Genomic DNA, 14,355 nt, shown 5'->3' with positions numbered 1-14,355 from the left:
CCCGGCGCCGTCCCCACCCTCGACCGAAAGGCCCTCTGTGTCCCCGACCCCCGGTCCCCCCGTCCGCGTGACCGCGCTCGACACCTACGACATCCGCTTCCCCACCTCGCGCGAGCTCGACGGCTCCGACGCGATGAACCCGGACCCGGACTACTCGGCCGCCTACGTCGTGCTGCGCACCGACGGGACGGACGGGCACGCGGGGCACGGATTCACCTTCACCATCGGGCGGGGCAACGAGGTCCAGGTCGCCGCGATCGAGGCGCTGCGCGGACACGTCGTGGGCCGGTCGGTCGACGAACTGTGCGCCGACCCGGGGACCCTGAACCGCGACCTGATCGGCGACAGCCAGCTGCGCTGGCTCGGCCCCGAGAAGGGCGTGATGCACATGGCCATCGGCGCCGTCATGAACGCCGTGTGGGACCTGGCCGCCAAGCGCGCCGACAAGCCCCTGTGGCGCCTGCTCGCCGACGCCGACCCGGAGTGGATCGTCCGCCAGATCGACTTCCGGTACCTCACCGACGCGCTCACCCCCGACGAGGCGCTGGCCCTGCTGCGTCGCGGTCGGGAGGGAGCGGAGGAGCGCACGGCCCGGCTGCTGGAGCGCGGATACCCCGCCTACACCACCTCCGCCGGCTGGCTCGGCTACGACGACGACAAGCTCAGCCGGCTCGCCGCCGAGGCCGTCGCCGACGGCTTCCGGCAGATCAAGCTGAAGGTCGGCGCCGACCTGGAGGACGACGTACGGCGCTGCCGTGTCGCCCGTTCGGTCGTCGGGCCGGACATCCGCATGGCGATCGACGCCAATCAGCGCTGGGACGTGGCCGAGGCGATCCGCTGGACCAAGGCCCTCGCGGAGTTCGCCCCGTACTGGATCGAGGAGCCCACCAGCCCCGACGACGTCCTCGGCCACGCGGCCGTCCGCGAGGCCGTCGCCCCGGTGAAGGTGGCCACCGGCGAGCACGTGCAGAACAGGGTCGTCTTCAAACAGCTCCTCCAGGCCGGCGCCCTCGACGTCGTCCAGATCGACGCGGCCCGCGTGGGCGGAGTCAACGAGAACCTCGCCATCCTGCTGCTGGCCGCCAAGTTCGGCGTCCCGGTCTGCCCGCACGCGGGCGGCGTCGGCCTGTGCGAACTCGTCCAGCACCTGTCGATGTACGACTACGTGGCCGTCACCGGCACCACCGAGGACCGCGTCATCGAGTACGTCGACCATCTGCACGACCACTTCCTCGACCCGGTGGTCATCAGGGAAGGTCACTACACGGCACCCACCGCGCCCGGCTTCTCGGCCGCCATGCGGCCCGAGTCGATCGAGCGGTACACGTTCCCGGACGGCGCCTTCTGGGCCGCCGACCTCCAGACGCAGAAGAAGGGGCACGCGGCATGAGCGACTTCGACGGACTCAAGGCGCTGGTGACGGGAGGCGCCTCCGGCATCGGGCGGGCCACGGCCGAACTCCTCGCCGCGCGCGGTGCCCAGGTCGCCGTGCTGGACCTGGACCCGTCCTCCGTCGACAAGCCACTGCTCGCCTTCCGTGCCGACGTCACCGACGACGCGTCCGTGCGCGAGGCCGTGGCGGCCGCCGTGGCCGGCCTCGGTGGACTGGACGTGCTGGTCAACAACGCCGGCATCGGCGCCCAGGGCACCGTCGAGGACAACGACGACGCCGAGTGGCACAGGGTCCTCGACGTCAACGTCGTCGGCATGGTCCGGGTGGCCCGCGCCGCTCTGCCCGAGCTGCGGGAGTCCTCGCACGCGGCGATCGTCAACACCTGCTCCATCGCAGCCACGGCCGGACTCCCGCAGCGGGCGCTCTACAGCGCCACCAAGGGCGCCGTGTACTCGCTCACCCTCGCCATGGCCGCCGACCACGTCCGCGAGGGCATCCGCGTCAACTGCGTCAACCCCGGCACGGTGGACACGCCCTGGGTCGGCCGCCTGCTCGACGCCGCACCCGACCCCACCGCCGAACGCGCCGCGCTGGAGGCCCGCCAGCCCACCGGGCGCCTCGTCTCGGCCGCCGAGGTCGCGGGCGCCGTCGCCTACCTGGCGAGCCCGCTCTCCGGCGCCACGACCGGTACCGCCCTCGCCGTCGACGGCGGCATGCAGGGCCTGCGCCTGCGGCCGGTGGGTCAGTGAGCATCCCCCGGGGACTCGGTTTCGGAGCCGCCGTCATCGGCAACCTCTACACCGAGGTCACCGACGAGCAGGCACACGAGGCGGTGTCCGCCGCCTGGCAGCGCGGCATCCGCTACTTCGACACCGCGCCCCACTACGGCCTCGGACTGTCCGAACGCCGCCTCGGCGCGGCCCTGCGCGAGCACCCACGCGAGGCATACACGGTCTCCACCAAGGTGGGCCGCCGTCTGGAACCTCAGGCCGGCGCCGGCGACGATCTGGCGAACGGCTTCGCCGTCCCCGCCACGCACCGCCGCGTCTGGGACTTCAGCGCGGACGGCGTACGACGCACCCTGGACGCCTGCCTGGAACGGCTGGGCCTCGACCGGGTCGACATCGTCTACCTCCACGACCCCGACGACCACGGCGAGCAGGCCTTCCGGGAGGGCTACCCGGCCCTGGAGAAGCTCCGCTCGCAGGGCGTGGTCGGCGCGATCGGCGTGGGCATGAACCAGGCGGAGATGCTCACCCGCTTCGTCCGCGACACGGACGTCGACGTGGTGCTGTGCGCCGGCCGCTACACCCTGCTCGACCAGAGCGCGCTCACGGCACTGCTGCCCACAGCCGTGGAGCGAGGCGTCGCCGTGGTGATCGGCGGTGCCTTCAACTCGGGTCTGCTCGCGGACCCCAGGCCGGGGGCGACGTACAACTACGCCCAGGCACCGGCCGACTTGCTGGAGAGGGCCGTACGCATGAACGAGATCGCGCGGCGTCACGGCATCACCTTGCGCGCCGCCGCGCTGGCCTTCTGCATGGCCCACCCGGCGGTGGCGAGCGTCCTGGTCGGTGCCCGCTCGGCCGGTGAAGTCCACGACAGTGTCGACCAGTTCGTCACGCCGGTCCCCGCAGCCTTCTGGCAGGAGCTACGGGACACCGGACTCCTGGCCACCGAGGAGCCCTCATGAGAGTCGCCCTGCACACCAAGGTCCGCGCGGACCGGGTCGCCGAGTACGAGGCCGCCCACCGGGAGGTGCCGGTCGAGCTCACGGACGCGATCCGTGCCGCCGGCGCCACCTCCTGGACGATCTGGCGCAGCGGCACCGACCTCTTCCACGTCCTGGAGTGCGAGGACTACGGCCGCCTCCTCGCCGAGCTGGAGCAGTTGCCGGTCAATGTGGCCTGGCAGGCCCGCATGGCCCAGTTGCTCGACGTGGTGCACGACTACTCCGGCGAGGGCGCCGACGCCGGGCTGCCTCTGGTGTGGGAGCTGCCGTGACGGTCGTGGATGCCCACCACCATGTGTGGGACCTTTCGGTGCGGGACCAGGACTGGATCGCGGGTCCCGAACTTTGGCCGCTGCGGCGGAACTTCACGGTCGCCGACCTCGCCTCCGAGGCGCGGGCGGCCGGGGTCGGCCGTACCGTCCTGGTGCAGACCGTCACCGTGCCCGAGGAGACCCCGGAGTTTCTCGCCCTCGCCGCCGAGCACGACCTCATCGCGGGCGTCGTCGGCTGGACCGACCTCACCCGCCCGGACGTCGCCGAGGAACTGGCCCGGCTGCGGGAACTGCCCGGCGGCCGCTACCTCAAGGGCATCCGCCATCAGGTGCAGGGCGAGCCCGATCCTCAGTGGCTGCTGCGTGCGGACGTACGGCGCGGACTGGCCGCCGTGGCGGAGGCGGGGCTGGTCTACGACCTCGTGGTCCTGCCCCACCAACTGCCCGCCTGCACCAAGGCGGCGGCCTTGCTGCCCGAACTCACCTTCGTCCTCGATCACTTGGGCAAACCGCCCATCGCGTCCGCCGCCCGCGAGCCCTGGACGTCCGATGTCCGTGCCCTCGCCGCACTCCCCAACACCGTCTGCAAGCTCTCCGGCATGGTCACCGAGGCCGACCTCGCCTCCTGGACCGTCGACGACCTGCGCCCGTACGCCGATGTGGTGCTGGAGGCGTTCGGCCCGCAGCGGCTGATGTACGGCTCGGACTGGCCGGTGTGCACGCTGGCCACGTCGTACGGTCAAGCACTCGCCACAGCACGGGAGCTGACAGACTCCGGCGATCGCACGCACATCTTCGAGACCACCGCCGCCCGCGTCTACGACCTCTGAGCCACTCCCGCGAGCCGGGTCGGCGGCAGATACTCCCGCACATACGTCCGCTCCCAGCACGCGCCCGTCTCCCGCAGCTCCTGCCAGGTCGTGTACCGGTAGCGGAAGAGGCGGGCGCGGACATAGCAGGGCGGCGCGTCCGGCGGGAACGGTGAGCGACGCAGCAGCTTCAGTGTGTCGCGGTCGTTCTCCAGCAGCCGCTCCATCAGCGTGCCGAACCAGGAGCCGGCGTAGGCGGGCGACAGCGCGGCGAACCACATCAGCCAGTCCAGCCGCAGATGGTACGGCGCGAACTGCCGCGGCCAGCGCCGCGGATCGCCCGGCTTGCCCTTGAACTCGTACTCCCGCCAGTCCGAGTCCTCGCGCGGAACGTCGTCGGCGGTGCCCTCGATCACCACCTCGTACCGGACCCTGCTGACGCTGCCGAACGCGCCGTAGGTGTTGACCAGGTGGAGCGGGTCGAAGGAGCGGTTCATGATCTGGCGGCGGGAGATCATGTTCGCGACCGGGTGGTAGCTCAGGCCGACGAGGAGCACGGCGACCGCGATCACCACGATCACGTACCACAGCGGCGGGCCGGGCACGGCCGGCGGATCGCTCGGGAAGCGCACCGCCGACAGGGCCAGCACGATGGTGATCCAGTTCAGCCAGGAGAAGTTGCCCGACAGGACCAGCCACAGCTGGGTGACGATCATCAGCGCGGCGGCGGCCGTGGCGATCGGCTGCGGAGTGAACAGCAGGACGGGCACGGCGAGTTGGGTGACGTGGTTGGCGGCCACCTCGACCCGGTGCACGGGTTTGGGCAGATGGTGGAAGAACCAGCTCAGCGGGCCCGGCATCGGCTGCGTCTCGTGGTGGTGGTCCAGGCAGGTCAGCTTGCGCCAGCAGGCGTCGCCGCGCATCTTGATCAAGCCCGCGCCGAACTCGACACGGAACAGGATCCAGCGCAGCAGGAACAGCACCACGACCGGCGGCGCCACCTCGTCGTTGCCCAGGAAGACCGCGAGGAAGCCGACCTCCAGCAGCAGGGACTCCCAGCCGAACGAGTACCAGGTCTGGCCGACGTTCACGATCGACAGATACAGCGCCCACGGGATCAGCCACAGCAGCATGGCGCCCCACAGGGGCACCAGGGAGTCCAGCCCGCCGAGCAGTGCCGCCGACACCGCGCAGCCCGACCAGGCGCAGGCCGCGAAGAACCGGTCCGAGTAATGGAGTTGGAACAGGCTCGGCGCGGCCCTGAAGCGCACCCGTTCGACGAAGCGGGGCACGGGCAGCATGCCGCGCTCACCCATCAGCGGGCGGAACTGCAGCGCCGCCGTCAGGAACGCGACGAGATACACACCGGCCAGAGCCCGCTGGAAGACCAGCCGGCTCGTCCAGTAGTCCGGTGCGATGAACCAGTCCACGGCCGTGCCCCTCTTCTCTCCATTGTCGCTCCGGGAGACCCGTGTGACTCTCCGTATACCACCTCTCCGCTTGCGTAACCCGAGTGAGTGAAGCAGACAATTGGGGACGAAGTTCCTGATCATCTCCGATGACCGGCGGGAGGACGTGGTGCGGACACCCACCCGAACCCTCGTCACGGCCTGCGCGCTCTCGGCGGCCCTCGTCGCCGCCGGCTGCGGTACCGCCGGCGACGAGGACACGGACGCGAGCGGGACGCTCTTCCTCCAGCCTGTCGCCGACCAGGGGCCGGACCCCTTCACCGACTCCACGGTCACCTCGACCGTCACCCCGTCGCCGGTCACCCGGACGCCGAGGCCCGCGCGCTCGGGGCGGACCGGGCTCCAGCCCCTGTCCGGCGAAACGCCCGGCCTGTACGGCGGCACGCCGGGCTCCGGAAGCTGTGACGTGCCGCGGCAGATCGACCAGCTCACCTCCGACCGGGCCAGGGCCCGCGCCTTCGCCCAGACGGCGGGCATCCCCCAGGCGTCGATCGCCACCTATCTGCGCGGGCTGACCTCGGTCGTCCTGCGTGCCGACACCCGGGTCACCAACCACGGGTTCCGCGACGGCATGGGAACCGGCTACCAGTCCGTCCTGCAGGCGGGCACCGCCGTCCTCGTCGACAACCACGGTGTGCCCCGCGTCCGCTGCGCCTGCGGAAATCCGCTCGCCCCGCCCGTCGACCCGCGCGGCAACCCGGGCACCAGCGGCCGGGCCTGGCCGGGGTACCGGCCGAGCCAGGTGGTCGTGGTGGCCCCGACGATCCGGCTGATCACCAACATCACGATCATCAACGTCGCCGACAACACCTGGATCGAACGGCCGATCGGTCATCGGGGCCACGACCGCGACCACGCCGTACGCCCGGCGAGGCCGGTGACCCCGACTCCGCACGACAGCGGCCCGCGCAATGACGTCGGCGGGTTCCCCGAGGACGGCAGCGAACCCCCGTCCGGTGGGCGTACCTCCACGCCCGAGTCGCCGACCGACTGTGTGACTCCGACGGCCACCGCCACGGTCGCGCCCGGGACCACCGACGGCAGGCCGGCCAGGGCCCCGTCGGACACCCCCAGCACCCTCCCCGCCGACTGCCCGACGGACACCGTCACGGCGTCGCCCCCGGAGTCCGACCCCGGCCACCCGCCCGCCCCGTCGGAGTCACCCCGGTCGTCCACGTCGCCCGATGGGCCCAGTGCCCCCCAACCCCGTACACAGCCGGATACCACCTCCGGCTCCGCGGAAGAGGTCGGACCTCAGGCCGTCCCGGACGCCCCGGACACACCCGACGGCGGCGGGCTGATCCCTGACGGCCCCGACGCACCCGCCACCCCCGGCGCCTCCGACCGGACCTCCGGCAGCATCTTCGGCAGTCCGACCGACATCTTCGACGGCTGACCGAGGCCGGAACATGGTCATGGAATCGGGCCGAGGCGGTTCCGTCGCCCCGGTCGAAGAATCCGGCAAATCCTGGCAAGGTGGCCCCATGGTTGATCGGGGAGCGAGCGCCCTGTCACTCCCGGACGACTGGCCCGCCCACCCGGATCCGATCCTGGCGCTCAACCGCATGGGCAGCTTCGACTGGGACCTGGACTCCGGTGTGTTCCACATGGACGCCCAGGCCCACGAGGTCTTCGACCTGCGCCCCGACGAATACGACGGAAACCCCCAGAGCCTGGCGGTCCGGGTGCCGCGACACGAGGCCTACCGGCTGGACGGCATGGTCTCCAAGGCCCTGAAGGACGGCAGCGAGAACTACGGCGCGTACTTCCGCATCCGCTGCCGCGACGGCACCCTGCGCTGGACTCACACCCAGGGCTACATCCGCCGCGACGAGACGGGCCGCCCGCGCCGCATCATCGGCATCGTCCGGGACGCCACCGACGAACTCGCCGAGAGCGAGGAGCGGCGGGAGCAGGCGGCCGAACTCGAAGCGCGCCGTCAGCAGACGAGCGTCGTCCAGCTCACCACGGCCGCTCTCGCCCACGCCCGCACCGTCCAGGACGTCATCGACGTCCTCAAGGACACCCACGGCATCACCCACCTGGGCGCCACCAGCCTGGTCATGGGTCTGGTCGAGGCCGGCCGTATCCGGCTGGTCGCAGAGGGGCCCGCGGGCAGCTTCGTGCCCGGCACGATGGTCACCCGGATCGACGAGCAGTACCCGATGAGCGAGGTCGTACGGACCCTCAGCCCACGCTTCATCGAGTCGCCGGAGGAGTTCGCGGAGCGCTATCCGATCCTCTGGCCGCACATCACGGACCTGCACATCACGGCCGCCGCCTACATGCCGCTGATCGCCCAGGCCCGGCCCATCGGGGCCATCGGCCTGCTCTACAGCGACCGCGACGGCTTCTCCGCCGAGGACCGCAACGTCCTCGTCGCCCTCGGCAGCAGCATCGCGCAGAGCCTGCAGCGGGCCATGCTCTACGAGCAGGAGAAGGACCTCGCCACCGGCCTCCAGCAGGCGATGCTGCCGCGCACCATCCCCAGCGTCCCCGGCGCCGACGTCGCCGTCCGCTACCGTTCCGCCTCGCTCGGCCGCGACATCGGCGGCGACTGGTACGACCTGATCCCGCTGCCGGGCGGCCGGGTCGGTGCCGTCATCGGCGACGTCCAGGGCCACGACACACACGCCGCCGCCGTCATGGGCCAGTTGCGCATCGTCCTGCGTGCCTACGCCGCCGAGGGGCACACCCCCGCCACGGTGATGGCCCGCGCCTCGGTGTTCCTGCACGAACTGGACACCGACCGCTTCGCGACCTGTCTGTACGCGGAGGCCGACCTGTCCACCGGCGTCGTGCAGGTGGTCAGGGCCGGCCATATCGACCCCCTGCTCCGGGAGCCCGGCGGTGCCTGCCGGCGCGTCGCGGTGGAGGGCGGGCTGCCGCTCGGCCTGTCGGCGGAGTTCGGGCGGCTCGAATACCCGGTCGGCACCATCGAACTGGACTCCGACCACACCCTGCTGCTGTGCACCGACGGCCTGGTCGAACAGCCCGGCGCCGACCTCGACGACGGCATGCAGGCCCTGACCGCGCTCATCGCCACCGGCCCGAACGACGTACGGGAACTCGCGGACCTCCTCATCGACGTCGCCGAGGAACGCGGCGGCGACGACGACGTTGCCCTGCTCCTGCTGCGCCGCCGCGTCCTGGACGCCCCGCAGGCCGGCGGCCGCCTCCAGCAGCATGTCGCCCCCGGTGACCCCGAGGCCCTGACCGGCGCCCGCCACATGATCCGCGCCGCCGTGCGCGCCTGGGGCGCCGGGGACCGGGACGACGAGATCGAACTGGTCGCCGACGAGCTGATCACCAACGCGCTGATGCACACCGAGGGCGCGGCCGTCGTGACCCTGCGGGTCCTGGCGGGCTCCGACCGGCGGCTGCGGGTCGAGGTCGAGGACTCCTCCAGCGCCCTGCCGCGGCGCCGTGAGGCGGGGGAGTCGGGCGTCTCCGGCCGGGGCCTGCTCCTGGTCGACCTGCTCACGGACGTGTGGGGCGTCGAGGCGCGGGGCGGCGGCAAAGCGGTGTGGTGCGAGTTCGTGGTGCCGGAGCGGAGCTGAGGCTGTCGGTGCCGGGTGGCACTCTGGACGTATGCCGGAACTCCCCGAGGTCGAAGCGCTCAAGGACTTCCTGACCGAGAACCTGGTCGGCCACGAGGTCGTGAGGGTGCTGCCCGTCGCGATCAGCGTCCTGAAGACGTACAACCCGCCGGTCACCGCCCTTGAGGGGCACGAGGTCACCGAGGTGCACCGCTACGGCAAGTTCCTCGACCTCGTCACGGCCGACGGCCCCCACCTGGTGACCCACCTCGCCCGCGCGGGCTGGCTCCACTGGAAGGACGAGCTGCCGAGCGGGATGCCCCGCCCCGGCAAGGGTCCGCTCGCGCTGCGCGTGGCCCTGGAGACCGGCGCGGGCTTCGACCTCACGGAGGCCGGCACCCAAAAGCGCCTCGCGGTGTACGTGGTGGGCGATCCCCAGGAGGTCCCGGGCGTCGCCCGCCTCGGCCCGGACCCGCTCGCCGACGACTTCGACGAGGCACGCTTCGCGGCCCTGCTGAAGGACGAGCGCCGCCAACTCAAGGGTGCCCTGCGCGACCAGAGCCTGATCGCCGGAGTCGGCAACGCCTACAGCGACGAGATCCTGCACGCGGCGAAAATGTCCCCGTTCAAGCTGGCGGCGTCCCTGACTCCCGGCGAGACGGCCACGCTGTACGAGGCTCTGCGGACGACCCTCACCGAGGCGGTCGAGCGCTCGCGCGGGGTGGCGGCCGGCCGGCTGAAGGCCGAGAAGAAGAGCGGCCTGCGGGTCCACGGCCGCGCCGGCGAGCCCTGCCCGGTGTGCGGCGACACCATCCGCGAGGTCTCCTTCAGCGACTCCTCGCTCCAGTACTGCCCGACCTGCCAGACGGGCGGGAAGCCGCTGGCGGACCGCAGACTGTCCCGCCTGCTGAAGTAGCCGGAACCGGACAGCGGAGCAATGGCTCAGCGGGGCTGGAGCGTGACCAGGTGCTCCCCGTCCGCGGTTCTCACCTCGTAGCGGGCGATCTCGTCCATGTGCATCGCCGAGGCACCCGTCATGGTGTTCTCGCCGGAGTCGTGATCGCCGCCGTGCCAACTGGTGACGGTCTCCTGCGCGCCGTCCCGGCCGACGGCGATCAGATGACAGGGGCGCGACCCCGCGCTGTCCTTCACCTTCAGCTCCACCTGGCTGCCGTAGCCCTCGTTCTCGGTGGTGACCTGCGCCCACACACCCGAGCGGGCGTCGGTCGCCTCGACCACCTGTACGGCACTGGTGTCGCCGCTCGCCATCATCGCGACCCCGGGACCGGCCAGGGCGATCACCACCGAGGCGGCCACGGCGTACATCGTGCGCCGACGCCGGGCGCGGTGGCGGGTCGCCACCGTTTCCAGCAGCCGGTTCAGCATCTGCGGGCCGGGCGTGGCCATCGGGTGCACGAACCGGGGCGTCGAACGCCGGTACAGCATCAACTGGCGGGTGATGGGCCCGAACTCGGTCACGTGTGCCGCACACTGGGGGCACTCCATGAGGTGGTCCTCGAAGCGGAAAGCCTCCGCCTCGTTCAGCACGCCGAGCGCGTACGCGGCGACGTCGCGATGCCTCTCCAGGGACCTCATGCCGAATCCTCGTGCCGTTGGGTGCGGGGTGGGTTACTCCTTGCACCCACAGGTACGCACCAGGCAGTCGAATCACTCAAGGCCGCTACCGAATCGCAACCAAAGGATTCGGAGCGGCCGGGGCCGAGGATTGGTCCGAGAAGAGAACAACTTAGAAAAGATGGATGGCGAGGTGCCCGAGCGGCAGCCCGAGCTGCCACGCCGGCGTCCACACCTTCGGCCCGTCGTCCTCACCGACCGGCGCTGCGCCGCCCGGCACCGCGTTCAGATCGGGCGCGAGCAGCTCGGTCTCCTGCAGCCAGCGCCAGGCCGCCTCGGCCAGCTCCAGGTCGGGCGCCGGCCCGCCGGACTCCACCGCCTCGGCCGCCAGGCCCGCCATGCGCTCGCGCACCCAGTCCTGCCACGGCTGGTCGTACGCCGTGAGCGACAGCCAGGTCTCCAGCTGGGTGACGACCCGGATGCCGGAGAGTTCGCCGTCGGTGTCGGACAGGAAGATGGTCAGCGCCAGGGCATCGCGCCCGGCACGGAACTCGAAGGACGTCGGCGGCATGAGATCGCCGGTCCGCAGCAGCTCGTCGGCAATGTACTCGGCGTACAACCACGCCATGGGGACGGTCAGTTCACCGCCACCGGTGCCGTCCGTGCTCTCTTGACCTCTGTGCAGCATCCCTTCCTGCCTTCCTCCGGTGAGTGCGTCGCCCTACCCCGGGGCCTGGGCCCTGGCCCAATCCGGAACACGGATGAGGACAGCCGATTACTCAACCGGGGTGTTCAGCAAGGCGCTTTACGGAGGTTTGACTCAGCCATTGGTTTCACCGCAGGTCGGCCGCGTATCCAGGAAGCACCCGGCGCAGGGCGCGCAGCGCATAGTACGCGCGGGACTTCACGGTACCGGGCGGAATTCCCAGGGTCTGAGCGGCTTCCGCAACACTCGCCCCTTGGAAGTACACCAGCACCAGAACTTCACGGTGCTCCGGAGTGAGTGTCTTCACAGCTTCGCGTACATCGAGCATCTCCGCGGCCCGCTCGGCGTGATCGGAGATGACCCGTGCGTTCTCCAGGATCGCGTCGCCCACCTCGGGAGGCCGGGCCTGCCGGGCCCGCCGGGCATCGATCGCGAGCCGCCGCCCGACCGTCATCAGCCACGGCCGCACGGAGTCGAAGTCGTCGGCACGCAGGGCCTCGGGATGCTGCCAGGCGCGCACCAGCGTCTCCTGGACGAGGTCCTCGGCACGCTGCCGGTCGCCGTCGCAGAGCCGGAGCAGGAGCGCGAAGAGGGGCCGGCCGTGCTCGCGCTGCAGTGCTGCGAGCTCGTGCTCGGCGGTTGTCCCGTTCGTGAGGGTGATTCCGGCCGTCATGGCCGTATGGCATCGCAGGCGCCCGTTGCGGGACAGGGCACGCACACGGATCTGCGGCGGACGGTCGATCGCGTCGGCGAACGGTTCGACGAACGGTTCATTCCGCCTATGGGGTGCGCGCCGGACGGCCTAATGAAAGTGGCCGGATTGTTTGCGGGCGGGTAGGGCTTCGTACCTATTGATCCGTATATACGACCACGAGGGGTGAGCCGATGATCGCACGCAGTCGAGTTGTGGCCCTCGCTGCGACCGCCGTTCTCGCCGCAGGCGCCGCCTGTCAGGCCCACAGCCGGGAGGCCCCGGGAAATCCGGGCCCGGCCGCCAAGGAGCCCCGCGGCTTCACGCTCGTGGCCTCCGGGGACGTCCTGCCGCACAGCGCGATCATCGAACGCGCCCGCTTCGACTCGGGCGGCTCCGGATACGACTTCCGCCCGATGCTCGCCGGCGTCAGACCCGTGGTCTCCCGCGCCGATCTGGCGCTGTGTCACATGGAGACCGTCTACGGCGAGAACGGCGAGTACACCGGCTACCCCCGGTTCAAGTCCCCGCCGGAGGTGGCCCGGGCTCTCGCCGCCACCGGCTACGACGGCTGTTCCACCGCCTCCGAACACAGCCTCGACGACGGCGCCGCCGGCATTCTGCGCACCTTGAACGCCCTCGACCGGGCGAAGGTGCGGCACGCGGGAACGGCGCGCACCGAGGCCGAGTCGCGCACCGTGACCGTGCTGCGCGCGGGGCGGGCCAAGGTCGCGCACCTCGCGTACACCTACGGCGTCAACGGTTTCCCGCTGCCGTCGGGACAGCCCTGGGCGGTCAACATGACCGACCAGACCAAGATCCTCACGGACGCCCGGGCCGCCCGTAAGGCGGGCGCCGACGTGGTCGTCGTATCGCTGCACTGGGGCACCGAATGGCGCGACGCGCCCGACGGCGAGCAGTTGACCCTGTCCCGCGAGCTCACGGCCGCCCGCACCGGCGGCCGCCCCGACATCGACCTGATCCTCGGCACCCACGCCCATGTGCCGCAGGCGTACGAGAAGGTCAACGGCACCTGGGTGGTCTACGGCATGGGCAACCAGATCGCCGGCGCGATGTACAACGACCGGGGCGTGCAGGACCCGCGCGGCAACCAGTCCACCCTCGGCCGCTTCACCTTCGAACCGCCGGCCCGAAAGGGCGGTCGCTGGCAGGTGTCCAAGGCCGAGTTCGTGCCCCAGCTGTTCGACATCGACGCCGGCCGTGTGATCGATCTCAACCGGGCACTCGCCAAGGGCGCCGACGTGCGCGGGGTGCGGGACCGGATCCGGGACGTCGTGCTGAGCAGGGGGGCCGGGAAGGACGGGCTGGTGATGGCGGAGTAGGTGGGCGGAGTCGGTCGACGTCGACGTGGTCGAACCCGGCCACGTCGACGCCGGGTCCGCGGTACTCGTCGGCTTCTCGATGGGTGGGCCGGACGCCACCGACACGGTGCGGGGGTGCCCGGAACTCATCCGTGCGGTGGTCACCTGCGGCGCCGCGACCGGGGAGTTCCTGTGCACGGACGACGGTCCCGCGCACGCGCCGAGGTGGTCGAAGGCGTCGGCCATGACCCGAACAGCCACGCGCCCCCGCGCCGCGGCGGATCGTCGTACGGCCAGGCGACGACGCCCTCGTCCCGCCGCCCTTCCGCGGCTACGGCACCACCGTCACCGGCCAGCGCCCCGCCTTGACCAACCGCACCGCGACGGAACCGATGATCCGGTGCCCGGCCTGTTCCGACGCGCCGACGACCACGGCGTCCGCCTTCAGATCGTCCGCCGCCTTGACCAGGCCGTTGTAGGGGTCGCCGGGGAAGGTGTGGAACTCCCAGCGGATGTCGAATATCCCCTTCACCCGCTCGGTCGCGTCCCTGATCTGTGCGATCAGGTCCTCGGCGATCTCGTCGGTGGTCTCCGCGACCGGCGCCCCGAGGGCGGCGCCCGCCGACATCACCGGCTGCACGTACACGACGGCGAGCAGCGCGTGCTGCCGTCGGGCCAGGCCACCGGCGTAGGCCGCCGCGCGGAGCGAGGAGTCGGAGCCGTCCACTCCGACCACGATGACCTTGGGCCCGTCAGTGCCCCGCTCGAACTGGTGCGAGTGCTGTTCCGTCACGGCACGGAGGCTATCGGAAGCCGCTGGTCCCGCCGTCGTGCAGGCCGCTCGACG

General features: G+C 71.4%; 14 protein-coding genes. 9 read left to right on the top strand and 5 right to left on the bottom strand.

Annotation, left to right across the window (positions count from 1 at the left end):
* Positions 1 to 37: 37 nt before the first annotated feature.
* From ACFY5C_RS01575 to ACFY5C_RS01555, 5 genes are read left to right on the top strand one after another with little or no spacing between them, the layout of a single operon-like run.
* Positions 38 to 1,390 (top strand): L-fuconate dehydratase, encoded by a 1,353-nt coding sequence (locus ACFY5C_RS01575; protein ID WP_389439241.1) that lies wholly within the window; start codon positions 38 to 40, stop codon positions 1,388 to 1,390.
* Positions 1,387 to 2,142 carry an SDR family NAD(P)-dependent oxidoreductase gene (locus ACFY5C_RS01570; protein WP_389439239.1) on the top strand — a complete coding sequence of 252 codons (756 nt, stop codon included), beginning with the start codon at positions 1,387 to 1,389 and terminating at the stop codon, positions 2,140 to 2,142. The genes ACFY5C_RS01575 and ACFY5C_RS01570 overlap by 4 nt, the downstream gene beginning before the upstream one ends.
* Complete coding sequence (locus ACFY5C_RS01565) at positions 2,139 to 3,086, top strand: aldo/keto reductase (RefSeq protein ID WP_389439237.1); 948 nt, start codon at positions 2,139 to 2,141, stop codon at positions 3,084 to 3,086. Before ACFY5C_RS01570 ends, ACFY5C_RS01565 begins: the two co-directional genes overlap by 4 nt.
* The gene (locus ACFY5C_RS01560; protein ID WP_389439235.1) at positions 3,083 to 3,397 is read left to right on the top strand and encodes an L-rhamnose mutarotase; all 315 of its coding nucleotides are present in this window, start codon (positions 3,083 to 3,085) and stop codon (positions 3,395 to 3,397) included. The genes ACFY5C_RS01565 and ACFY5C_RS01560 overlap by 4 nt, the downstream gene beginning before the upstream one ends.
* Positions 3,394 to 4,227 (top strand): amidohydrolase family protein, encoded by an 834-nt coding sequence (locus ACFY5C_RS01555; RefSeq protein ID WP_389439233.1) that lies wholly within the window; start codon positions 3,394 to 3,396, stop codon positions 4,225 to 4,227. The genes ACFY5C_RS01560 and ACFY5C_RS01555 overlap by 4 nt, the downstream gene beginning before the upstream one ends.
* Here the strand turns inward: ACFY5C_RS01555 and ACFY5C_RS01550 are convergent.
* Entirely contained in the window at positions 4,215 to 5,636 is a 1,422-nt protein-coding gene (locus ACFY5C_RS01550) for a lipase maturation factor family protein (protein WP_389439231.1), read from the bottom strand. The two genes, ACFY5C_RS01555 and ACFY5C_RS01550, sit on opposite strands and share 13 nt — an antisense overlap.
* Before the next feature lie 100 nt (positions 5,637 to 5,736).
* Here ACFY5C_RS01550 and ACFY5C_RS01545 point away from each other — a divergent pair, with 100 nt between their 5' ends.
* From ACFY5C_RS01545 to ACFY5C_RS01535, 3 genes are all read left to right on the top strand, one after another.
* A complete protein-coding gene (locus tag ACFY5C_RS01545) occupies positions 5,737 to 7,071 on the top strand; it encodes a DUF6777 domain-containing protein (protein ID WP_389439229.1) in 1,335 nt (444 codons plus the stop codon).
* A gap of 88 nt (positions 7,072 to 7,159) precedes the next feature.
* Entirely contained in the window at positions 7,160 to 9,235 is a 2,076-nt protein-coding gene (locus tag ACFY5C_RS01540; protein ID WP_389439227.1) for a SpoIIE family protein phosphatase, read from the top strand.
* Positions 9,236 to 9,266: 31 nt separating this feature from the next.
* The gene (locus ACFY5C_RS01535) at positions 9,267 to 10,130 is read left to right on the top strand and encodes an Fpg/Nei family DNA glycosylase (RefSeq protein WP_389439225.1); all 864 of its coding nucleotides are present in this window, start codon (positions 9,267 to 9,269) and stop codon (positions 10,128 to 10,130) included.
* Between the two features lie 26 nt (positions 10,131 to 10,156).
* Here ACFY5C_RS01535 and ACFY5C_RS01530 read toward each other — a convergent pair whose 3' ends face one another.
* From ACFY5C_RS01530 to ACFY5C_RS01520, 3 genes are all read right to left on the bottom strand, one after another.
* Complete coding sequence (locus ACFY5C_RS01530; protein ID WP_389439223.1) at positions 10,157 to 10,810, bottom strand: zf-HC2 domain-containing protein; 654 nt, start codon at positions 10,808 to 10,810, stop codon at positions 10,157 to 10,159.
* 151 nt (positions 10,811 to 10,961) lie between these two features.
* A complete protein-coding gene (locus ACFY5C_RS01525; protein WP_389439221.1) occupies positions 10,962 to 11,477 on the bottom strand; it encodes a hypothetical protein in 516 nt (171 codons plus the stop codon).
* Positions 11,478 to 11,622: 145 nt separating this feature from the next.
* A complete protein-coding gene (locus ACFY5C_RS01520) occupies positions 11,623 to 12,168 on the bottom strand; it encodes a sigma-70 family RNA polymerase sigma factor (protein WP_369274950.1) in 546 nt (181 codons plus the stop codon).
* Between the two features lie 212 nt (positions 12,169 to 12,380).
* On the opposite strand from ACFY5C_RS01520, the gene ACFY5C_RS01515 reads away from it, so the two are divergent.
* Positions 12,381 to 13,529, top strand: coding sequence for a CapA family protein (locus ACFY5C_RS01515; RefSeq protein ID WP_389439219.1), 1,149 nt, complete (start codon positions 12,381 to 12,383; stop codon positions 13,527 to 13,529).
* A gap of 310 nt (positions 13,530 to 13,839) precedes the next feature.
* Here ACFY5C_RS01515 and ACFY5C_RS01510 read toward each other — a convergent pair whose 3' ends face one another.
* Complete coding sequence (locus ACFY5C_RS01510) at positions 13,840 to 14,301, bottom strand: universal stress protein (protein ID WP_389439218.1); 462 nt, start codon at positions 14,299 to 14,301, stop codon at positions 13,840 to 13,842.
* Between the last annotated feature and the right edge of the window lie 54 nt (positions 14,302 to 14,355).

The sequence above is a fragment of the Streptomyces sp. NPDC012935 genome, assembly GCF_042900345.1.
GTDB lineage: Bacteria > Actinomycetota > Actinomycetes > Streptomycetales > Streptomycetaceae > Streptomyces.
Note: the sequence above shows the minus strand (reverse complement) of the source record. Positions and strands in the feature narration are given on the sequence as shown.

Coding starts and splice junctions, on each gene's coding strand:
- ACFY5C_RS01570 (WP_389439239.1), top strand. CDS start 1,387: ATGAGCGACTTCGACGGACTCAAGGCGCTGGTGACGGGAGGCGCCTCC.
- ACFY5C_RS01515 (WP_389439219.1), top strand. CDS start 12,381: ATGATCGCACGCAGTCGAGTTGTGGCCCTCGCTGCGACCGCCGTTCTC.
- ACFY5C_RS01540 (WP_389439227.1), top strand. CDS start 7,160: ATGGTTGATCGGGGAGCGAGCGCCCTGTCACTCCCGGACGACTGGCCC.
- ACFY5C_RS01520 (WP_369274950.1), bottom strand. CDS start 12,168: ATGACGGCCGGAATCACCCTCACGAACGGGACAACCGCCGAGCACGAG.
- ACFY5C_RS01535 (WP_389439225.1), top strand. CDS start 9,267: ATGCCGGAACTCCCCGAGGTCGAAGCGCTCAAGGACTTCCTGACCGAG.
- ACFY5C_RS01525 (WP_389439221.1), bottom strand. CDS start 11,477: ATGCTGCACAGAGGTCAAGAGAGCACGGACGGCACCGGTGGCGGTGAA.
- ACFY5C_RS01560 (WP_389439235.1), top strand. CDS start 3,083: ATGAGAGTCGCCCTGCACACCAAGGTCCGCGCGGACCGGGTCGCCGAG.
- ACFY5C_RS01530 (WP_389439223.1), bottom strand. CDS start 10,810: ATGAGGTCCCTGGAGAGGCATCGCGACGTCGCCGCGTACGCGCTCGGC.